22 protein-coding genes are annotated in these 20,870 nt (G+C 66.7%); 1 reads left to right on the forward strand and 21 read right to left on the reverse strand.

Going from position 1 to position 20,870, the window contains the following annotated elements:
• Positions 1 to 5: 5 nt before the first annotated feature.
• From AC1TPF_RS02850 to AC1TPF_RS02885, 8 genes are all read right to left on the reverse strand, one after another.
• Positions 6 to 1,100 (reverse strand): ABC transporter ATP-binding protein, encoded by a 1,095-nt coding sequence (locus AC1TPF_RS02850; protein ID WP_482136607.1) that lies wholly within the window; start codon positions 1,098 to 1,100, stop codon positions 6 to 8.
• Positions 1,097 to 2,176, reverse strand: a complete 1,080-nt coding sequence (locus AC1TPF_RS02855; RefSeq protein ID WP_482136606.1) for an ABC transporter ATP-binding protein — start codon at positions 2,174 to 2,176, stop codon at positions 1,097 to 1,099. The genes AC1TPF_RS02850 and AC1TPF_RS02855 overlap by 4 nt, the downstream gene beginning before the upstream one ends.
• Positions 2,173 to 3,231: a class I SAM-dependent methyltransferase gene (locus AC1TPF_RS02860; RefSeq protein WP_482142554.1), complete on the reverse strand. Its 1,059-nt coding sequence runs from the start codon at positions 3,229 to 3,231 to the stop codon at positions 2,173 to 2,175. Before AC1TPF_RS02860 ends, AC1TPF_RS02855 begins: the two co-directional genes overlap by 4 nt.
• A gap of 59 nt (positions 3,232 to 3,290) precedes the next feature.
• Positions 3,291 to 4,850 (reverse strand): ABC transporter substrate-binding protein, encoded by a 1,560-nt coding sequence (locus AC1TPF_RS02865; RefSeq protein WP_482136604.1) that lies wholly within the window; start codon positions 4,848 to 4,850, stop codon positions 3,291 to 3,293.
• A 79-nt stretch (positions 4,851 to 4,929) separates the two neighbouring features.
• Positions 4,930 to 5,244, reverse strand: coding sequence for a hypothetical protein (locus AC1TPF_RS02870; protein WP_482136603.1), 315 nt, complete (start codon positions 5,242 to 5,244; stop codon positions 4,930 to 4,932).
• Positions 5,241 to 6,311 carry a class I SAM-dependent methyltransferase gene (locus AC1TPF_RS02875; protein WP_482142555.1) on the reverse strand — a complete coding sequence of 357 codons (1,071 nt, stop codon included), beginning with the start codon at positions 6,309 to 6,311 and terminating at the stop codon, positions 5,241 to 5,243. The genes AC1TPF_RS02870 and AC1TPF_RS02875 overlap by 4 nt, the downstream gene beginning before the upstream one ends.
• A 355-nt stretch (positions 6,312 to 6,666) precedes the next feature.
• Entirely contained in the window at positions 6,667 to 7,335 is a 669-nt protein-coding gene (locus AC1TPF_RS02880) for an isochorismatase family protein (RefSeq protein ID WP_482142557.1), read from the reverse strand.
• Positions 7,335 to 7,646 (reverse strand): Dabb family protein, encoded by a 312-nt coding sequence (locus tag AC1TPF_RS02885; protein WP_482136600.1) that lies wholly within the window; start codon positions 7,644 to 7,646, stop codon positions 7,335 to 7,337. The genes AC1TPF_RS02880 and AC1TPF_RS02885 overlap by 1 nt, the downstream gene beginning before the upstream one ends.
• 196 nt (positions 7,647 to 7,842) lie before the next feature.
• Here AC1TPF_RS02885 and AC1TPF_RS02890 point away from each other — a divergent pair, with 196 nt between their 5' ends.
• On the forward strand, positions 7,843 to 8,613 hold the full coding sequence (locus tag AC1TPF_RS02890; RefSeq protein ID WP_482136599.1) for an IclR family transcriptional regulator: 771 nt from the start codon (positions 7,843 to 7,845) through the stop codon (positions 8,611 to 8,613).
• A 121-nt stretch (positions 8,614 to 8,734) separates the two neighbouring features.
• Here AC1TPF_RS02890 and AC1TPF_RS02895 read toward each other — a convergent pair whose 3' ends face one another.
• The 13 genes from AC1TPF_RS02895 to AC1TPF_RS02955 are packed head-to-tail and all read right to left on the reverse strand — an operon-like array spanning position 8,735 to position 20,803.
• Positions 8,735 to 10,123, reverse strand: coding sequence for an MmgE/PrpD family protein (locus AC1TPF_RS02895; RefSeq protein ID WP_482142559.1), 1,389 nt, complete (start codon positions 10,121 to 10,123; stop codon positions 8,735 to 8,737).
• A gap of 4 nt (positions 10,124 to 10,127) precedes the next feature.
• A complete protein-coding gene (locus AC1TPF_RS02900; protein WP_482142560.1) occupies positions 10,128 to 11,090 on the reverse strand; it encodes an LLM class flavin-dependent oxidoreductase in 963 nt (320 codons plus the stop codon).
• Complete coding sequence (locus tag AC1TPF_RS02905; RefSeq protein ID WP_482142561.1) at positions 11,087 to 11,836, reverse strand: hypothetical protein; 750 nt, start codon at positions 11,834 to 11,836, stop codon at positions 11,087 to 11,089. Before AC1TPF_RS02905 ends, AC1TPF_RS02900 begins: the two co-directional genes overlap by 4 nt.
• Complete coding sequence (locus tag AC1TPF_RS02910; protein ID WP_482136595.1) at positions 11,833 to 12,189, reverse strand: EthD domain-containing protein; 357 nt, start codon at positions 12,187 to 12,189, stop codon at positions 11,833 to 11,835. Before AC1TPF_RS02910 ends, AC1TPF_RS02905 begins: the two co-directional genes overlap by 4 nt.
• Before the next feature lie 28 nt (positions 12,190 to 12,217).
• Positions 12,218 to 12,730: a hypothetical protein gene (locus tag AC1TPF_RS02915; protein WP_482142563.1), complete on the reverse strand. Its 513-nt coding sequence runs from the start codon at positions 12,728 to 12,730 to the stop codon at positions 12,218 to 12,220.
• Positions 12,723 to 14,084 carry an FAD-dependent oxidoreductase gene (locus AC1TPF_RS02920; RefSeq protein ID WP_482142565.1) on the reverse strand — a complete coding sequence of 454 codons (1,362 nt, stop codon included), beginning with the start codon at positions 14,082 to 14,084 and terminating at the stop codon, positions 12,723 to 12,725. Before AC1TPF_RS02920 ends, AC1TPF_RS02915 begins: the two co-directional genes overlap by 8 nt.
• Positions 14,081 to 14,719 (reverse strand): aspartate/glutamate racemase family protein, encoded by a 639-nt coding sequence (locus tag AC1TPF_RS02925; RefSeq protein ID WP_482142566.1) that lies wholly within the window; start codon positions 14,717 to 14,719, stop codon positions 14,081 to 14,083. Before AC1TPF_RS02925 ends, AC1TPF_RS02920 begins: the two co-directional genes overlap by 4 nt.
• Positions 14,720 to 14,734: 15 nt before the next feature.
• Positions 14,735 to 16,105 carry an MmgE/PrpD family protein gene (locus AC1TPF_RS02930; RefSeq protein ID WP_482142567.1) on the reverse strand — a complete coding sequence of 457 codons (1,371 nt, stop codon included), beginning with the start codon at positions 16,103 to 16,105 and terminating at the stop codon, positions 14,735 to 14,737.
• Positions 16,102 to 16,803 carry an ABC transporter ATP-binding protein gene (locus tag AC1TPF_RS02935; RefSeq protein ID WP_482136590.1) on the reverse strand — a complete coding sequence of 234 codons (702 nt, stop codon included), beginning with the start codon at positions 16,801 to 16,803 and terminating at the stop codon, positions 16,102 to 16,104. Before AC1TPF_RS02935 ends, AC1TPF_RS02930 begins: the two co-directional genes overlap by 4 nt.
• Positions 16,796 to 17,527, reverse strand: coding sequence for an ABC transporter ATP-binding protein (locus AC1TPF_RS02940; RefSeq protein WP_482136589.1), 732 nt, complete (start codon positions 17,525 to 17,527; stop codon positions 16,796 to 16,798). The genes AC1TPF_RS02935 and AC1TPF_RS02940 overlap by 8 nt, the downstream gene beginning before the upstream one ends.
• On the reverse strand, positions 17,524 to 18,570 hold the full coding sequence (locus AC1TPF_RS02945; RefSeq protein ID WP_482142569.1) for a branched-chain amino acid ABC transporter permease: 1,047 nt from the start codon (positions 18,568 to 18,570) through the stop codon (positions 17,524 to 17,526). The genes AC1TPF_RS02940 and AC1TPF_RS02945 overlap by 4 nt, the downstream gene beginning before the upstream one ends.
• Positions 18,567 to 19,586, reverse strand: a complete 1,020-nt coding sequence (locus AC1TPF_RS02950; protein WP_482136587.1) for a branched-chain amino acid ABC transporter permease — start codon at positions 19,584 to 19,586, stop codon at positions 18,567 to 18,569. The genes AC1TPF_RS02945 and AC1TPF_RS02950 overlap by 4 nt, the downstream gene beginning before the upstream one ends.
• A complete protein-coding gene (locus AC1TPF_RS02955; protein ID WP_482136586.1) occupies positions 19,583 to 20,803 on the reverse strand; it encodes an ABC transporter substrate-binding protein in 1,221 nt (406 codons plus the stop codon). Before AC1TPF_RS02955 ends, AC1TPF_RS02950 begins: the two co-directional genes overlap by 4 nt.
• Between the last annotated feature and the right edge of the window lie 67 nt (positions 20,804 to 20,870).

The raw sequence follows: 20,870 nt of genomic DNA on the forward strand, positions 1-20,870 counted from the left end.
GGGTCCTAACTACTGGTCGCGGTGAGCGCGGACGAAGCCGGACTGCCGGCCGCCGGTGTCTTGCGCATCGACGTGGGGAGTGGTGCCGCGGGAACGGCAGCGTGGGCGCCCTTCTCGGAAAGGGTGAGTTCCCCCGGGAAGTGGCATGCGACCTGCCGATCGGTACGCACGTCATCGGCAGGCGCCAGAGCGGGCCGTTCGACGGCGCAGACGTCACGTGCGATCGGGCACCGCGGATGGAAGGGGCATCCCGACGGCGGATTGCTGGGTGATGGCAGGTCGCCCTGGGGCACGATTCGCTTGTCGGGGGCGAGTTGCATCGAGGCCAGCGATGCCGCGTACGGATGCAGTGGATTGTCGAAAACCTCTGCTGCGGTGCCGACTTCGACGATACGTCCGAGATACATGACCGCGATCCGGTGGCTGAGATGCCGCACAAGGGCCAGGTCGTGGCTGATGAACAGGTAACCGAGGTCACGTTCGGCCTGGATGTCCTGCAACAGATTCACCACCTGGGCCTGCACCGAGACGTCCAGTGACGCGGTGGGCTCGTCGGCGACGATCAGTGCCGGATTCAGCATCAGGGCGCGAGCGATTCCTACCCGCTGCCGTTGTCCTCCGGAGAGTTCGTGTGGGTAGCGCGAACCCATCTCGCCACCGAGTCCCACCAGATCCAGCGTCTCGACCACGCGGCGTCGACGCTCGTCACGGTCTCCGACCCGATGGATGATCAGTGGTTCGGCCAGCGCGTCCTCGATCCGCAGAAACGGGTTCAGCGAGGTCGACGGATTCTGGAAGACCATCGCGCTACGTTGCCGCAACGCCCGGGTCAGTGCCCGTCCCTTGAGTCGGGTGACGTCGGTGCCCTCGAACACGACCTTTCCAGCTGTCGGCGTGTAGAGCCGCAAGGCCGCCCGCCCGACAGTGGTTTTGCCACTGCCGGATTCGCCGACCAGCCCGACGGTCTCACCGCGCCGCACCTGGAGCGACACCCCGTCGACCGCACGGACCGTGGTACCGCCCGGACCCGGGAAGTGCTGCACCAGATCCTGGATGTCCAGCACCGTGCCGTCACCGGAGTCTGTGTTCGATTCGCTCACGATGTCAGGCTCTTTTCGGAGATGGCCGCCGCGGTTGCGTTCTGATCCCCGGACGGGAATTCGTGCTGCACCCGCAGGCAGGCGGTGGAGTGCTCAGGAGATGACGGCAGCGGCAGCAGACGGGGACGAGTACTTTCGCACTCGACGGTCGCGAAGTCGCAACGCTGCGCGAACGCGCACCCGGACGGCAGGTTGTCCAGAGCAGGCGGCCGGCCCTCAATGGTGCGCAACCGTCGGCCCCGGTTGTGTTCGGGTGCCGTCTGCAGCAGCGCCCACGTGTACGGATGCTGCGGTTTGGTCATCAATTCCTCGACCGGTCCCTGCTCGACGACCGCCCCGGCGTACATCACGACCAGCCGGTCCGCGATGCCGGCGATGACGTCGAGGTCATGGCTGGCGATCACGATCGTCAGCCCGGTCTCACGATTGAGGGTCCGGAGCAGCTCGAGGATCTGGGCCTGGGTGGTGACGTCGAGCGCGGTGGTCGGCTCGTCGCAGAAGAGCAGAGTCGGTTTGGCGACCAAGGCCATCGCGATCACCACGCGCTGCAGTTGACCGCCCGACATCTGGTGCGGGTACGTCTTCATCCGCGCCTGGGGATCGGCGATTCCGACCCGCGTCAGGGTCTCCACCGCGAGTTCCTTGGCCGCCGACTTCGACAGTCCGGGTTCACCCGAACGCGCAGATTCGATGAGCTGAGAACCGATCGTGTGCATGGGATGCAAAGAGCTCCAAGGATCCTGGAGCACGACCCGCGCGTGGCGGGCCCGGAACTCCCGCAACTCTCGCTTCGACATCGCGACCACGTCAACGCCCGTCGCCTCGATGTGACCGCCGATCCTGGCACCCCAGGGCAGCAGCCGCAACGCCGACAGCATTGCCGTCGACTTTCCCGACCCGGACTCCCCTGCCAGCGCGACCACCGCTCCGGCAGGAACTTCCAGATCGACTCCGTGCAGGATTTGCAGGTCTGCACTGCCGCTGCGGGGCAGGTGCACGGTGAGCTCGCGCATCGACAGCGCGATGTCGGCGACTGTCTCGTGCTTCGAAATATCCACGGTGGGCGCGGGATTCACGACAGTTGCTCCTGTGGGGGCTTGGTGGCGGTGATGACCCAGGGATAGGCGTCGGCGCCCAGTGCTTGTTGCTGGACATCGACGAATCCGGCGGCACGGGCAGCCGCTTCGAGGTCGAGGGTGGCGGCGGTGCGCCACCACGGCTCATTTCCGTGTTCGGCATCCCAGTCGTCGAGCCACGCCTGGTACGGAGATCGACGATCGTAGGGTGCCACGTCCGAGAAGTGAACGTGCCCACCCGGTTCGAGTAGTCGGAACGCCTCGGTGAACGTATTCCGTGTTGCGTGAGGCGGCAATTCGTGGTGAAGGATGAAGGCCGTCACCAGATCTGCACAACCATCCGGAAGTCCCGTCGCCTCGGCGTTGGCGTGCACGGCCGTGATCGCCGCGCCTGCGTCCTCTGCCCGCCGAAGTGCATAGCGGGCCTGGGTTCGCGACAGATCAACTGCCGTGATCGCGGCCTGCGGATACTCCTGTGCCAACTGCAGCGTGTATTGCCCAGTGCCACAACCGATATCGACGATTCGCTTGTAGTCGTCACGGGGTGCAGCGGCCGCCACCTGCCGACGTTGGGCGAAGAGATCACCCGGATAGATCTTCTTGAGCAGGAAATGATAAATCATCTCGTGATGCACAAAGCCCATGTCCGGGTGACCATCCCAGCCACCCGCCGTGGCGTGGAACTCATAGTCCCAATACCTCGGCGGGTCCTCACCGGTGTCGATCACGACGCCGGCCGGAGCCGCGAGAGGCGCGAGGACCTCGCGGCGACGTTCGAATGCCGCGACCGCCCGAGGAGTCGCCACCTGGCGACTCCACCGGAGGACGGCCCCGACTATCCGATGTTCGGCGTTGTCCGCCAAAACACCGTCCACCCGTTCCCGCAGATCCTCGATACCCACGAATGGGACCTCGAGTGCTCCTGAGTCCTGCACGGTCGCCCGGATCCTGTTGCGCAACGGCGCAAGTCCGACCCGCAATGCCTGCAGGAACTCCAGCTCGGCGCGACCGCGCTGATCGATCAACTCACCGGCGGGAAGGGTGGTGGTGTTCATGAATTAGCCTTCGTTCTCGGGTCAGCTGCAGCTTGTCTGGTCAGCTGCGGCCTGTCGGGTCAGCTGTTCGACGAGGTCGACACGGTGTCGAACTGCAACATGATGCCGGTACCGAAATCGACCCCGGTGGTTCCGGCGACAACGGCTCCGACCGACGGACGTCCGTAGGTGTACAGCACGTAGTTCTTGTCGAACAGGTACTGGCTCGCAGCGATCAGTTTCTGTTCGCGCACATCGCGATCCATCTCGGTCTTGGTGGCCTGGTACAGCTCGGTCCACTTCGGGTCGTTCACCAACGGACGCTCGCCCTGTGAGATGAACGAGAACGGGCGATCTGCATCGAAGACGCCGGTGTACGAGGTGCCACGGAAGAAGATGTTGGCGTCGGTGCCCGAACGGAACTGCTGCAACCACACCGCGGTCTCGTTCGCCTCGATCGTCGGCTTGAACCCGACCTCGGCCAACTGGCCACCGATCGCCTCGAGCAGGGGCCGGTAGAGAGACATCCCGGAGATGGTGATCGGGGTTCCCTCGGCGCCGGCCTGGGTCAGCAGTTTGCGGGCCTCGTCGGGGTTGTAATCCGGACGGGAGATGGTGTCGGTATGGCCGAAGACGCCCTCGATCGGCAACTGGCCGTCTTCGAGTGTGCCTGCCCCATAGGTCAGCGCGTCGACGAGAGCGGGTGCGTCGATGGCGAGGTTGGCTGCGCGACGGACGTTTTCGTTGTCGAAGGGCGCCTTGTTGGTGTTGAACTGGAACATGTTCTGGCTGCCGCTGAACGATGCGGTGACCTCGTACCGGTCATCGCCCTTCAGTGTCTGCAGCGATGCGCCCGGCAGTTCGTGCGCCACCGTCAGCTGTCCGGACTCAAAGGCCGAGGCCAGCGCGCTGGAGTCGGAGAAGTACCGCAGTTCGACCGTATCGGTTGCCGGTGCCTCACCCCAGAAATCGTCGAAAGCCTCGAAGGTGACCGAGTTCTCGATGTCGAAGTCAGTGATCTCGTAAGGTCCGCTGCCGATTGGGTGGGCGGCAAACCCGTCCGCACCACCGGCGGCCTCCCAGGCTGCCTCCGGCACGATGAACACCTGCGCGACGATGTTGAGCAGCAAAGGCTCCGGTGTCTTGGTGACGATCCGCACGGTGGAATCATCCAGTGCGGTGACGCTTTCGATGTTTGCGAGGTTGGACGCCGTCACGAACTTCTCGGCGATGATCTCGTTGAAGGAGAACGCCACATCGCGCGCCGTCAAGGTCGTGCCGTCGTGGAACTTCACGCCATCGCGGATTGTGAAGTCGGTGGTGAGGGCGTCGACGTTGGTCCACTCGGTCGCGATACGAGGCTGCGCCTCTTCGTCATCGGCGAGCCAGCGCACCAACGAATCGAAGGCGTTGTACTGGTACGTCTGGTACGACGAGTTCAGACCGGTCAGTGGGTTGATCGAAGTCGAGGTACCGATCACGATGCTGTCGCTACTCGTAGCGGACGACTCGTCGGGGGCGCAGGCGCTGACCAGTCCGGTCGCGACGATCATGCCGATTCCGACGGTGCCGAGCCGGCGCAGGCGATGGCGGGTGCTCGCGCCCCGCGAGATCCCGGAAAACGAAGATTGCAGGGACATGTGGCTACTCCTGGTGAGTGTGGTGAGTGATGAAGAAAATGGCAGTCCGCACCTACTTCGGGCGGACACGGGAATGCAGTCAGTGATTGCGCAGGGCGGCAGCGGTGCGCTCATCGGATGGCAGCACCGCACCGAGTACCCGTCGGACCAGAGATCGGCGCTGTGCCAACAGATCCGAGGCCAACTGCTCGTCGGGCTGATACGCATCGACCTCGCCGGCAGACAGTACGCCGTGTTCGGACAGTAGGCGCTCGAGGATCACGTTGCGGTCGCGCAGGGCCCAGACCTCAGAAGTCAGCTCCAACAGCATCCGGGCAAGATCGTCGGTCTTGGTGTCACCGAGGTAGTCGGGACGGCCCGCCTGCTCGCCTGCCGGGATGTCAACGGTGCTCATTGGTCGGTTCCGTTCGTCGTCAGGGGCTTTCGCGCTCGGGTGATCCAGGGGTAGATCCCGCCACCGACCCCATAGGCTTCGATGTCGACGAATCCGGCGGCCGCGAGGGCGGCCGGGAGATCCATCGCCATCACCTCACGCCAGTACGGTTCACCCCGGTTTTCGGTCTCCCAGTCGAGCACCACCGCCCGGAACGCCGAATGGTGTTCGTACGGCGCGATTTCGCTGATGACGAGGTCACCACCGGGTTCGAGGACGCGGAAGGCCTCGGCGACGATCTGGCGGTTCACCGATTCGGGGACCTCGTGCATGAGCGTGTAGCTGGTGACGAGATCAGCGCAGCCATCCGGCAATCCACTGTTCTCGGCGGCGGCCTGCACCCAGTCGATGCGGGCGTCGACAACCGCTGCCTGAGCGTAGGCGAACCGCAACGCGGTCTCGGACAACTCAACCGCAGTGATCGCAGCGGATGGGTAAGCACTCCGCAACTTGAATGTGTATCGCCCACCGCTGGCGCCGAATTCGACGATGTGACGATAGCTCTCGCGCGGGGCCTCGGCCGCGACCATGGTGCGCTGATCGTTCAGATTCTCACCGGTTCGCACTGCCCCGACCCCGCCGGGACTGAGTACGTAGACAAAGGCGAGCTCCGAGATGGCCGGGCCCATCAGATCGTGTCCGTCCCAGCCTCCAGGCGTGAGGTGGAAGCCATGTTCCCAGTACGTGGGCGGCACCAGATCTGAATCGAGGGTCAGGGATCCACTCGGGTTCGTCACCTCGAGGAACTGCTCGGCTTCTGGCCGGATCGTTTCGATGGCCGGAAGTGCGCGGACGTAGATCTCCTCGGCGACCCACCGGGTGATCAACCTGTCGAAGGCCCATGCAGAGGAATCCTCAAGCGCCGCATAGACAGATTCACGCTGATCGTCGAGATCCGACGGTGGATTCGGAACGGCCCGCTCGTACTCCTCCGCTGCCCGCTTCTGCAGGGTCCCGCCGGCAAACTCCTGGACAGCGCCGAGGAACTGGAGGCTGGCTCGTGCCTGTTGGCCCAACTCGACGTTCATAAGTTCCTATCGCAATGCGGAAACGCGTCCGCCACATAGTGGATACTGAGGAGATTATGTGGCTGGATTAACAACGTCAATACCCAGAAAGTCGATCAGCACCCACCATGCGGAAATGACTAACCGTATGTTTCGTACGTGTGAACAAGCCGTGGCGGAGCGGACTCGGATCCAGCCCAAATGGTGCCGACGACGACCCTGACCTGGTCTTTCAGTAGCGTTCCGGACTGCGAAACGCCCATAATCGGGCGCGAACGATCCGCACCATGCCTTCTGTAACCTTTACGTAAATCAAGTCTGCGGCGCTGGAATTCGTCGCCTATTCCCACGATATGGAAAGTTCCGACGGGCGGCGTCAGGCCAAATCGTCCAAATACCGGTAGATCTCGTCGAGCGATCGAACCTCACCGCACTTGGTGGCGATGTCCCGCAGATTGGATCGGTGGGCATCGGGGTTCGGGTCGCCGACCGCCTCCCGGACGACCACGGGGATGAATCCATGCTGCATGGCGTCGATGGTGCTTGCCCGAACGCAACCGCTCGTCGACAGTCCCGTGATCAGCAGGGTGTCGATTCCACGGGTATGCAAGGCCGCGGCGAGGTCCGTCCCGAAGAACGCGCTGGGATAGTGCTTGGTGACCACGACCTCGCCGTCGCGCGGCTCGAGGCCGGAGATGTAGTCGCCGAGCGGATTACCCTCCACAAAGCACCGCAGCGACGGGACCTTCTGGTAGAAGCGACCGCCCAGGACCCCCGCCTCGTCGGCGTAGTGGACGCGGGTGAACACGATCGGAATGCCGGCGCTTGCCGCCCGCTCACGCAACGCGATCATTGCATCCACTGCGGTGTCGACACCGGCGAACAGGGGTGACGTCGGTTCGGTGTACGCCCGAGCCGGGTCGATGATGATCAGCGCCGGCCGGTGTCCCAGCGGCAGGCTTCCCCCGAAACCCGCACTGGAACTGTTCGTTTCACCGTCCGCGCCGGTGTTGCCCCCGTCGCGATGCTTTGAGGAAGTTTCCATCAGGAGGTGGCCATGGCCGCTTCGTCGTACTGGACAAAGGCCTTGGACTCCAGTACCGGGGCAATGAAGTCCTTGATCACCGAAACATGCGCGGGATGGACCCGGTAGGCCTGCCACGCCGCGGCGTCGACGAAACTCATCCGAAAGGTCAAGTGCGCGTTACCCTGCGCAAGCCCCGCATCCCGCGCGACCTGGGCGACGGCAACTTCGGGAATCGAGTTCGGGAGGTCGAGCAGTCCGCTGATGATGTCATCGATCTGCGCGGCGGTGACATCACTACGTAGTGTCAGGGTGCCCTGGTGCACGAACATGCCGGTCCCACTTTCTTCTGCGCCAAACCTCGGCGGACTGATTGCCAGAATACGACTGTAGCCCCACCATATTGTAGAAATGTTAAATTGCTGCCTTCACCTCACTTGACGCCTTCGGCATCTGCATAATGTGGGAACTGAGAACCGATGTGGGGGGTTCGTACGAGCCCCCGATCCTTGAGGAGAATGACGCCAGATGGTCAACGGTTCGACAGAGCACCGCGTCTCAGGTGCCGGGAGCAGTCGAAAACTGCTCAACACGTTGTTGTGTTTCACCGCGCAACGCCCGACCTGGACAGTCGCCGAACTATCCAGCGAACTCGAACTATCGGCGACATCTACTTATCGATACGTCGCATTGTTGCGTGAAGTCGGACTACTCGAAGGCGCACCCGACAGCGCATATCGCGTCACAGACATGGTCATCGGCCTCGCTGCGGCCTGCGAAGCCGCCCGTCCACCGTTGATGGACATCGCTTTCCCATACATCACCCGTATCCGCGACGAGATCGACGAGACCGTGCTGATCGCGCGCCGCAGCGGAGACGCCGTCTACTGCGTCGATCGCGTCGAATCCCGTCGCCCCGTTCGACTTCAGTTCGATCGGGGACAGGCGATGTCGCTGCATCGTGGATCGATGGCCCGAGTCTTGTTGGCCTCCATGACCCCTCGGGAACGCGACGAACACCTCGCCAAGGTTTTGCCGACCCTCGATCCGGCGTCGGCCAGCCTCTTGGGCCACGAGTCACTCGACGCGGTCCGCGCGGAGGGTTGGACCGAAAGCTACGAAGAGGTCGACGACGGGATCTGGGGTACCGCGGCAGCCATCACCTCACACGGCAAAGTCGTCGCGTCGATCGGGACGGCGGCACCCATCTTCCGTACCGATGCCCAACGCCGGACGAGGATCATCACGTTGATCCGGGAAGCCGGACAAGAGATATCCGCGGTGCTCACCGGTACCTGATCCGAGAGTGCCACCGGCGTGCGGAACCTCGATGAACGTAGTCGGGGGCGAGCGTCGAATACTGGCGAATCGCTGCGCCGAACCGCGAGTTGATCAAGGCAATCCTCGTGAGTGTCCGCCGTCAGACGACGGCCGAGCGGACCGCGACGGCGAGGTCGCGCAGCGTCGTCGTGGCGGAGCCGCGCGCGTCGGGGCCGGTCAGTGTGCCGATCACCGGATCGAGGACGTCAACGGGCAGGAACTGTCCGACGTTGCCGCGGAACTTCTCGACCACCTCGTCGACGGTCAGCGCCGACCCGGGATTGCCACGTGCGTTGCGGACCTTGGCGGTGAAGTTCCCCGACACGGTCCGGACGGTGACCTGCGACGGGCGGTTGGTCGGCAGCTCGGCGCTGAATGCGGGAACCTCGCGTAGGTGCACACGATTGACCAACATGCCGATGTCGGGCCGGTCGAACTGCTCGGGTAGGAATCCGTCGGCATCCAAGCGTCCGTCGAGCACCACCGAGGCGACGCAGCGCGGAATTGAGAAGCGGGCGTGAAGATCCGACTCGGCACCATCGCTGTCGAGGGACGCCGCGAACGCGAACGTGTCGATGTCGATCGCGACGATGTCCGAGGGCGCCGGACCGCCCGCGGCGGCCAGCGCTATCTGCAGGGCGTCGAGAGTCGGGTGGACCCAACGGGCGCACGCGTACGGCTTCAGGTAGCTGTCGCGCATCCGCCACCGCTCCCCCAGCTGCCCGGTGATCTCGTCGACGTCGGCGTCTGTGGTGACGACCCCGTCGTAGAGCGCCTGGAGCAGACCCTCGTCGACAGTCCCCGACGCAGCGGACGCGGCAGCGAGCGCACCGTAATACGAGCCGAGGCCGGTCCACAGGTTGCGCACGGTCCCGCCGTGCACAGGGACGGCGAGCGTGGCGGCCAGCGGCAGCGAACCGCCCAGTTCGATCGCTCGCGTCGACTGCTCTGCGTCAGCGCCCGCGAGCGCACTCATGGCGACGGCGGCGGCAATCGGACCGTGGATGCCGTGAGGGTGCAGACCCGGACGCAACGACGTTCCGACGCCGAACCGCAGTCCCACCTCACACCCGAGGACGAAGGCTGCGATTGCCGGATCGTCGTCGACGTCTCTGTCGTCAACGCCCCTGCCGGCGAGCGCGTGTAGCAACGCGGGCAGCACGTGAGGCGCGGGATGGGCAGTCGGCACAGGTGGAAGCCGGGCGCCCGCCGGGTGAAACGAGCCGCCGGAGTCGGCGTCGAGCCAGGTGGCCGCCGAGCCGAGCGTCGTCGTCCAGGCGAACGGCACGCCGCCGGCCTCCTCGTCGGCGATCTGCAGGGTCTGGCCCAGCCGCTGAACTGCTGGGTATCGAAGGCCGCCGATCAACGCGCCGAGCGAGTCGAGCAGGAGCAGACGCCCGAACGTCCAGGTCTCCTCGGGGATATCGCAGCGATCGGTGTCGGCGACAAAACGGCCCAGTGCAGCCAGATCGAGCACCAAGTCGGTCATCTCTTCATCTCCTCCCACTGTGGGCCAGGCCGGCGCGCACCGCCGCGACGGTGGCCGCCAGACGGTCTTCGACGCCGGCGGTGCCGCCGGCGAGCACGACACCGTCGACGCCGAGATCGGCAAGTGGACGCAGGCGGGCTGCGATCTCGTCGGCCGAGCCGGTGAGCAGGAAAAGGTCGCGGATCAGCTCCTGCGCCTCCCTGTCCGAGCCCTGCGCCGCGGACGCCTCGACAGTCCCGTGCCGGCGGTAGTCGTGCGCCGCGGCGACCGCCGTTACCCGGTCGACCATGTCGTCGGCGACGCCGTACCACTGCGGCGAACTGACCAGACGGGTCGCGCACGACCCGAGTATCGGCGCAGCGGCCTCGCGCGCCTGCGCGTCGTCCGCGGTCACGACGCCGCGCAGGAACAGCCAGCACGAGGTGTCCGGGCGGGCGGCACGTGCAGTCGCAATCGCACGTGCCACGACGGGCGCCGAAGCACCCACGTCGAGCAGCACACCGCCCACGACCTGAGCGTTCACCTCGATGGTGCGCGGTCCCGACCCAGCACCCAGTATCGGCCCGGTCTGCGGCGCGAGGTAGTCGAGACGGGCTACGAACTCCTTGGCCAGACCCCGGTACGCCCGCAGGGACGGCACCGGGAGCCCTTCGTTGACCAGAGAACTCTCGCCGCGGCCCACGACGGTCAGCACGCGGCCCGGAAACTGGTCGGCGAGCGTTGCGCACGACTGCGCGACGACGCTCGGATGGTGCAGCCCCAAGCCCATGACACACGGCCCCGACAGGGCCGCATCGGTGGAGTTGAGCAGGCTCGCCGCGCTCAGGAACGGGTCCGGGAACAGTCGCGGACTGTCGGCGAACCCGACGCCGTCCGCGCCGGCGCGCACCGCGCGCTGCGCCGCCACCAGCGGGTCCTGCACGCCGCGCGGACGCGCGAGATTGAGCAGGACCTGTGGCCCGCTCATGACAGATGTCCCAGCAGATCGTCGACGGTGCGGGGTACGTCATTGCCTGCCGCCACCGGTCGCCCGGCCGCCGCCGACAGCGTGTGCACCACGCTGCCCGGCATGGGAGTGATCGCGTCGGCGGGCAGCGTCGCGGCCAGCCACCCCGAGGCAGCCGCGTGCCCCGCAGCCCAGCCGACATGACGGGCGCCCGGGGTGAACACCTGCAGACTCGCCGCGAGATCGAGTACCGACGCCAGGTCGGTTCCCTCTGCAGGCCCCACGAGGGACGCGGCCGCCGCCGCGGCGAGCGTCGCGGACGTCAGATACGCGAGCGGTGCGGTTCCCAGCAGGTCGTCGGTCTCGTCGAGCACGCAGAGACCGGCGGCCACCGCCCGCCCGACACACTCGAGTCCGGTACCGGCCGGTGCCGCGGCCAGCGCGGCGAGCAGCGGGGCCCACCGTCGGTCGGGCGCCACAGCCGCCAGACGGGCGCCGTCCCACATCAGCGCCGGATACGTCGGCGCCACGCGCCCGGTCCCGAGCAGCGGGAACCCGGTCGAGGCGGCGATGAGGTCGGCCCAGGACGACTCTGCCGCGGTCGGCTCGCCCAACGCATCGGCCCGCAGCGACCGGGCCAACGCCTCGGCCGTGTCGCCGGAGACGGTGGCCGCCGAGTAGACGGTCATCGCGAGATTCGCGAGGCGATCAGTCACTTCGGGCGCCGGGACGTCGAGCACGACCTTCGACGCATCGAAGGTTGTCACTGGTCGCGCTCCACCACGGTGCTCTCGCCGATCAGATAGAACCTGAAGTCGGTGCGCCCGGCCGGACCACGCTCGGCAGCCAGAGGGTTCTCGTCGAACCACGCCCGGTACGCCTGGTAGGCGTCGTGGTCGGCGAAGTGCATTTCGGCGATCCGGTAGAAACTCTGGCTCGGCGGGATCTGCGCGGTGCCGCCCGACGCCGACGTCACCGGATACAGGATCTTGTTGAAGACGATGCGGTCCACGTGCGGGTTGGCCAGCAAATCGGGTGCGTGGACGTCGAACAGCCAGCGCTCGTAGTCCTCTTCACTGACGCCCTCGACGATGTCGTAACCGAGAAGTGCCTTGATCATCGGTGTGGTCCCTTCACTGCATCTGCGGTCATGGAATGGGGAGAGCGAAGGCCTCTGCGCCCTCGCCGAACCCCTCGACGCGAATCCCGCTCGGGGTCACCCGAACCCCACGCATGGTCTCGTCGATCTCGGCGCGCTCGCGCCGGGGCGCCTTCACGTGGCCCGCGGCGCGCAACCGTTCGGTGTGGTGGTGGTAGATGTCCCACGTCTCGTCGGCATCGAGCAGTTGGGCGGTGCCGCGGACGAACACGACGCGCGGAATGGTCAAGCCGAGGTCGAACGTCCATGGTGAGTCGTTCTCCGAATCGGGCGACGGCGAGCCGACCCAGCTGACGAGCACCCGCGGGTCGCGTTCGATCTGCGCGTTGCGCCGGTGCACGCGGCGCTGGACCATCTCGACGGTCCAGTCGTCGGCGAGGAACGCACTGGTGGTGCGTCCGACGGGTTCTTCGGCCCGACCAAATGTCACCACCTGCGCGAAACCCGCCGCACGCTGCACGAACTCCCGCGCGTCGCGTTCGACGTCGGTGAGATCAGCCATTGGCGACCACGGTCGCCGCGAGGTACGCCAGGCCAAACGCGGGCATCAGACCGTTGCCAGCCAGATAACCGCCGGCACCGTGCCCGGACACCCCGGCCGCCGCGCCGCCGGAGGCGAACAGACCCGGGATCGGATTGTCGTCGGAGTCGACCACACGCGCCTTCTCGTCGACGACGAGGCCGCCCTGCGTGTGAAACAGCGCCGGCACCACGCGGACAGCGGCGTACGGCGCCCCAAGGGGCGCCTCGTACTCACGGCCGAAGCGGTCTTCGATCTCGCCGCGCGCGGCGCGCGCCGATTCTTCGAGCTCGGCGACGACGGCCTCCACCGGCAGACCGGTGACCTCGGCCAGACCCGCGGCGTCGTCGGCCCAGACTTCCGCGCCCGACTCGACGGTCTGCCGGAAGTCGGTGAACGGCTCGCACAGGTCGTGGACTCGGCGGTCGAAGACGACCCAGCCCGTCGCGCCCGGGCGCTGCGCCAGGTACGGACCGAACTCGGAGTAACCACTCGTCTCCTTTGCGAAGCGACGACCGGTGGTGTCAAGCATGATCGCGCCGTGCATGATCGTCGCCCAGCCCAGCAGCGTCGCAGACTTGGCGGCGAGCGCACCGTGGCCCTGGTACGCGTCGAGGTACGCCGACGCCGCACCGAGTTCGGTGCCGATGCGCAGCGCGTCGCCGAGCGAGGTCTCGCTGCCGTGGTAGATGGCCGAGGCGATCTCCGGCATGTGCTCTTCGACCATCGCGTGGTCGGCGCCGAAGCCGTTGGTGGCCAGGAGCACGGCGGGCGTCTCGATGCGTTCGGTGGTGCCGGACGGGTTGGCGACGACGACCGCGCACACCTTTCCGTCGTCGTCGAGCTCGACGTCGGTCAGTCGCGCGGGCACCAGGATGTCGATGTTCGCGTGGTTGCGGGCGGACCGCGCCAGGTGGTCGATCAGCGCGTTGCCGTGCCGTTCGGGGATGGTGTGGCAGCGGTCGACCGAGTGGCCCGGGTAGTGCATGTCGGTCATCAACGAGATCTCCAGACCGACCTCGTCGGCCAGCCATTCGACCATCTCGCCGCTCACCCCGGCCAGGGTGCGCGCCAGACGCTGGTCGCCGGAGCCCTTCGTCTTGCGGTCGACGTCCGCGGCGAAGAGGTCCGCTGAGTCCTCGATGTCCAACTCCCTCTGGAACCGGCTGTCCACGCCCGGGATCATCGCGGTGCACATCGAGGTGTTGTTGCCGCGGGTGAAGTGCTCGCTGGCCTCGACCACCAGGACGTCCAGCCCGAGCTGAGCGGCGCGCAGCGCGGCGATCAGTCCGCCGCCGGCGCCGGCGACGACGAGGTCGGGTCCTTCGGCGGTCACGCTCTGCCTCCTGCCGCGACGAGTTCCAGGGCCCGGATCACCGGGTCGACCACCGGGACGGCGGACGGGTGGTCGGGGTCGACGTCGACAGCCGAGCAGCCGTTGAGCAGCGACCGCACGCCACGCGGAGCGAGCGAGGCGGCCGCCGCGTCGAGTTGTGCCTGCCACTCGGGGCCCTCGCCGACCGCGTCGAACGGCAGATCGAGGATCTCCACGTCGGTCAGCCACTTCGTCCAGCCGTAGACGTCGGCGACGCGCCGCATCTCGGCGGCGATCGCGTCGTTGCGGACGACGCCGCCGGTCGGGGTGCCGAGTGCCGCCGCGTAGGCGAGGTTCATGCGCAGGATGCCGATCACCGGACGGTCGAGCTCGTCCTGCAGGCGCGCGACGGCCGGGTCGAGGACGCAATCGGGCATCACGGCGTCGAACCTGGCGGGCGCACCGGCGAGCGCCGCGTGCACGTACTCGTCCGAACGCGCGATGTCGTCGGCCGAGTCGAGGCTGGTCGGCGCGCCCTCTGGCAGGTCGTGCAGCGTCACGGTGAGGCCCTCCGGCGCGATGGTGTCGTACCGCTGCTGACGGCGCGCGAGTTCGTCGGCGCCGACGTGGAGCGGAGTGGTCGCGAAGATCTTCATGTAGGACTCCTCCGGTCAGGGGTTGATCAGGGTGTGCAGCACCGCGCGGACGCCACGCGCGTCGGGCAGCGACGACGCCGCTTCCAGGACACGGGCCAGGGTGTCGCCGTCGCCGAGCAGATCGCGCAGCAGGGCGACGGTGCGCTCGTGGTCGAACGGCTCCCGGGCCGCGTCACCGATCGGATTGGCCGCCTCTTCCCGCAGCACGCGGCCGTCGGCGAGGGTGATCTCGACGGCGGCGCCGCGAGCATCCGGCAGCCGGTCGTCGAACGTCTGATCGGCGACCACCTCGACGAGGTCGGCCATGGCCAGGAACTCCGGGGTCGACGATGAGTCGAAACCGTCGGGTGCCACGCGGCCGTGCAGGAGCGCGGTCGCCACCACATACGGGATGGAGAACATCGCGGCGAGCCGGTTGTTCCAGCGGGTGCGGTGCAGCTTCGCCGCCGCGGAGTAGGTCGAGACCCGGACGCCGGTGATCTCGTCGACCCCCGCGTCGCCGAGCCGCTCACGCAGCACCAGGGTCGCGTCGGCGGCCGGATGGGTGAACGCACAGGACGCGTGCCGTTTGAAGTAGCCCAGGCCGATGTCCCAGCGTTCCCCCAGCTCCTCGAGCAGAACGGCCGGGTCGAACGTGCCGAGCAGGCGGCCGAGACCGTGGGCGGCGATTCCGGTCGGGTTCGCCATCCCGGCCTTGGCCAGACGGGCCGCGGCGAGGCCGGACATGTTGCAAGCGCCCATCCACTCGTTGCGGACCGGGTTGCCGTCGAGTGCCGCTGAGAACGGTCCGGCGATCGGCATGCCGCTGGCCGCGTCGACGGCCGCTGTGATGCCCGCGGCGTCGAGCCCGAGGAGCTTGGCGCAGCCGGCGGCCGGCCCGGTCAAGCCCCAGTTGCCGTGCGGGTGCAGTCCCGGAACCGCGGTTGACGCGCGGCCGTACCGCGCGCCCACCTCGTACGCCACCAGGAGCGCGGCCGCGGTCGACGGACCGTCGGCGTCGAGCTGCGCGGCGAGCGCGAGGACCGCGGGGAAGCCATGCGCGGCAGGGTGTCCGCCGGCGAACTTGTTGCCCTCGTCCATTTCCAGGCTCACCAACGCGGTCGCATTGAGCCACGCGGCGATCTCCGGCGACGTCGACACACCCACGCCGATCAGCGGGGCGTCGCCGGCGCCCGGCGTCCACGCGTCGACCAGCCCGGCGCGCTCCGGCAGCCGCGCCCCGAGCATGGTGACGCCGAGGGTATCCAACAGCACCAGCCGCAGCCGGTCGCGCACCGGTGCGGGCACCGACCCCCAGGTCAGGTCTGCGGCCCACGTCCCCAGGCTCGTCGCCGCGGCGAGCGCCGCCTGCTGGTCGGCGTCGAGTGTCGTCGTCTGCTCGGTCATAGTCCCAGGTAGGCCTTCCGCACTCGCTCGTCGCCCGCCAATTCCTTACCGGGCCCCTCGAGGACGACGCTGCCGCTCTCCAGGACATACGCCCGGTCGGAGATGGCGAGCGCCTGCGCCGCGTTCTGCTCGACGAGCAGCACGCCGATGCCGGTCTCCCGGATCGCCGCGGCGGCGTTGAGAACGTCCCAGGTGAGCTTGGGCGACAGACCGGTCGACGGCTCGTCGAGCATCAGCAGCTTCGGCTGCGACATCAGGGCGCGGCCGATCGCCACCATCTGCTGCTGACCGCCGGACATGGTCTGCGCGGTCTGCTTGCGCCGTTCCTTGAGGATCGGGAACAGCTCGAAGACCTTTCCCATCTCCTCATCGACCGCACTCTTGTCGCGAGTCCACGCGCCCAGCACCAGGTTCTGCTCCACCGTCATCGGACCGAACAGATCGCGGTCTTCGGACACCTGGATCACCCGGTGCCGCACGACCTGATGCGGCTTGAGCCCGGAGATCTTCGCACCGTCGTACCGGATCTCGCCGGTGCGGGTCTCGATGAGTCCGCTGATGGCGCGGAGCATTGTGGTCTTGCCTGCGCCGTTGGCGCCGACCACCGAGACGAGCTCGCCTGCGTCGACGTGGATGCTCAGATCGTGCAGGATCTGCAGCTTGCCGTATCCGGCAGTGATGTTGTCGATCTCAAGCATCAGCGATCTCCGTTCCCAAGTAGGCCTCTTGGACAGTCGGATCGGCAACGACCGCCTCGGGATTGCCTGAGGCGATCACCCGGCCGCGGTCGAAGACGACGACCGAGTCGGACAGCCGCATGACAGCGGCCATGATGTGCTCGATGAAGACCATGCTCAGGCCCTCGCGTTCCCGAAGTTCGGCGAGGAGTTCGACGACCGGCGTCCGCTCGGACGGGACCAGGCCGGCGAGAACCTCGTCGAGTAGCAGCAGTTTGGGCGAGCGGGCCAGCACGCGCGCCAGCTCCAGTCGCTTGAGCGCGGCGGTGTGCAGTGAGTCGGACACCATGTCGGCCCATTCGGCCATGCCGGTCGCCTCGATGACCTTGTCGGCGCGCTTCTGCGCGACACTGTGCGAGCCGCCTTTGGTCAGCGCCGCGGTGATCACGTTCTCCCGTGCCGTCATCGTCCCGAACGGGCGCATCAGCTGGAAGGTGCGGCCGACGCCGGCGTGGGCGATGCGGTGCGGCGAGAGCCCCGTCGCGTCCTTGCCGAAGATCCGGACGGAGCCGGTGTCGGGGGTGATGGTGCCGGTGATGCAGTTGAAGAAAGTTGTCTTGCCTGCACCGTTCGGGCCGATCACGCCGACGATCGAGCCCTCGGGGACATCGAGCTCGACATCGGCCAGCGCGTGCACGCCCTTGAACGACTTGCTCATGCCCCGTACTTCGAGAACGTTGGTCATCGTTGTCTCCACCAGTTCTTGATCGTCCCGACTATTCCCTTGGGCAGCACCAGCACGATCAGGATGAGCAGGATCGAGTAGACGACCACATCCAGACCGCTGCGGCCGGCGAGGAAGTCCAGGAACCCCGGCGGCGTGCGGCCCAACTCGGCGGTCAGCTCGTTGAGCGGACCGATGATCAGGGCCCCGACGATCGGGCCGGCGATGGTCGCGATGCCGCCGATGACGGCCGGGGTGATGGCCTGCACCGATTGCTCGCTGCCGAACGCGATGTCCGGGTCGACGAAGATGTAGTACTGGGTGTAGAACACTCCGGCGACCGCGGTGATCGCGGCCGAGAGCGCCATCGTCGTCAGCTTGACGCGCATCACGTCGACGCCCAGCGAGTCGGCGGCCTCCTCGTTGTCGCGGATGGCGACGGTGTAGATACCCGGCCGCGAGCGCAGGTACCACATCGTGATCAGCACGCAGATGACCAGCAGGGCCAGGCCGATGTAGAAGTACTGCGGCGCATTCGCGTCGAACTGCAGCATCCACCACGAGTCGTCCGTGAGTAGCGGGACGTGCAGTCCCGCGGTGCCGTTGAGAAAGTCGGTGTTGGTGGCCAGCAGGCGGAGCATCTCGGCGAACGCGAACGTCGCCAAGGCGAAGTACGCAGCGCGCAGCTTGTAGCGGAACGCAACATAGCCGATGATCATCGCGACCAGCGCCGCGAATGCGGCACCGATGAACAGCGAGATCCACGGCGAGATGCCGAAGTGGACGATCAGATAGGCGTCGGTGTACGCGCCGATTCCGAAGAACGCTGCGTGGCCGAAGCTGAACATGCCGCCGTAGCCGCTCATCAGGTTCCAGCCGGTCGCCATCATCGCGATGATGAGGATGTTGATGGCCACGGCCTGACGGGCATCAGGTAGGACCAGCGGGGTGAACGCCGAGACGACCACGACGATCGCCAGGAACACCAGCGGGCGGGTCCAGTTACGCGAGCCGTTCGCGCCGACCGGCGACTTCGGCAGCATGCGGGTGAGCGCGGTTGTCATTTGCTCGAACCTCCGAACAGGCCCTGCGGACGGATCAACAGGATCAGCAGGAACAAGATGAAGACGCCGAGCAGGGGGCTCTGACCGACGATCGCGACACCGCCGAGCTGCTCGACGAGGCCCACGATCAGACCGCCGATGAGGGCGCCCATCACGTTGCCGAGGCCGCCCATGACGACCACGACGAAGGCCAGGATGTTGAACTGCTCGCCCGCGGTCGGGGAGATCGTCGTGAACGGTGCGATGAGCATGCCCGCCGCACCGGCGCACGCCGCGCCCAGACCGAAAGTGACCGCGTAGACCGAACGGACGTTGATCCCGACGAGGCCGGCGCCCTGCGGGCTGGCGGCGACTGCGCGGATCGCGCGACCGTACGAGGTGCGGTTGAGCAGCAGGTACACCAGACCGGCGAGAACCAACGCACCGACGAACGCGATGATGTGTGAGCGGGTGACCACCGCACCGAAGATGTTCACGCCCGGATCGGACGACAGGCTCACCGACAGCGGATCGCCGCGGAAGATCATCAGCAGCACGTTGGCAATGAGCAACGACAGACCGATGGTGATCAGCAGCTGGCTCTCCAGCGACCCCATGGTGCGGTGCAATAGGAGGCTCTGCACTCCCATGCCCAAGATGAACAGTGCCGCGATGGCGATCGGCAGCGCGATGTACGGATTCATCCCGGTCGACTCGACGAACTGGTAGGTGACAAACAGTCCGACCGTCAAGAACGCGCCGTGGGCGAAATTGACGATGTCGAGGACACCGAAGATCATCGTCAGACCCATGGCCAGCAGGCTGTAGACGCCGCCGGTGATGATGCCTGTGATTACCGCCTGCCAGGTGACGGCCATACTGCCGGAGCGGATGAGCGCCCCGCAGAAGAGGACGACGAGGACCACCAGCATCACGGCCGACGGAATCGACGACCTGACGCCGGCGATCGCCCGGGCCCCGATGCTCGAGGTGCCCTCGTCCGAGCTCACCTCCGCACTCGTATGCGGCGCGCTCATCGACCCGGTCCTGCCGGGAACACGATCGGCTTGACCGCATACTGCGGCGGGTACGTGACGAATGGAGCTCCGTCGAGGACCTGCGTGAGAACGGGGAGGGTCGACAGGTTCTCACCGGTCTCGTCGAATCGCACCGGGCCGTCCGACAAGACCACCGGGGTCACGTCGGTCTGGCCGAGAGCATCGCGCACCGCCTTCGGGTCGTCGGAGCCGGCCTTCTCCAGCGCTGCGGCGATCACCATCACCGAGTCGTAGGCCAGAGCCGCTCCGGTACGAGGCGTGTCGTGGAACTGCTCTTCATACGCTTGCACGAAGTCCTGACCTTCCTTGCTCTTGTCGTTGATGTGGTAGTTCACATCGAAGTAGCCATCGCCTGCGGCTCCGGCGTCCTTCGGGAACTGCGGCTGGTCGAACGCGCCGTTTGCCGCGCCGATCACCGCGTCGAGCTGCGGCTTCACGGTGGCGACCGCCTTGGCTGCCAGCACGCCGTCGCGGTAGTAACCGGAGACGACGAGGATGTTGGCGCCGCTGGCCTTGACCCGTGCGATCTGGGTGGTGAGATCAGAGACGCTCGCCGCGGCGTAGGAGATCTCCGGGCCCATCGGCAGACCGATCTCAGCAGCACGCTTCTTGAACGCCGCCGACACGCCGTTGCCGAAGGCAGTGTTCTCATGCAGGTAGGCGACCTTTGTGACCTCGGTGCCGGCCTGATCGGTCACCTCCTTGACGTAGTCGGCGGTGCTCGCGCCGAACCGCGAGTTCGGCGGCTGCATGCGGAAGGTGTACTCGTACCCGTTCTCGAGGATCGAGTTGTCGCCGCAGATGTCCATCAGATAAGGCACCTCGTTGCGCTCGGCGACGACAGCGACGTTGGCGCATACCCCGCTTTGGTAGCTGCCGATCATCGCGACGACGCCATTGCTGACGAGGCGCTGCGCTTCGCTCTGCCCCGTCTTGGCCGAACCCTTGGTGTCGCCGGGGGCGATCACGAGCCTCTTGCCACCCAGCGACTTGATGCCGCCCGCAGCATTGACGGTCTCGACCGCGAGCTTCGCGCCGTTCTCCAGCTGAGCTCCGTCGCCGGCGTTGACCCCGGTGAGCGGGTGCAGGGTCCCGATCGCGATCTCGTCGTCGCCGGCCACCCCGCTGGCGCAGCCTGCTATCAGTACCGCACCGAGTGCGGCGGCGAGTGCCGCCACCAGCCTTCTTCTTCTCATTTCGTCCGCTCCTGACGTGGCGTCCATTCCTACTCGGACTCCGAATCCAACACACCTCGACAAGTGT

The sequence above is a fragment of the Williamsia sp. Y853 genome (assembly GCF_056786495.1).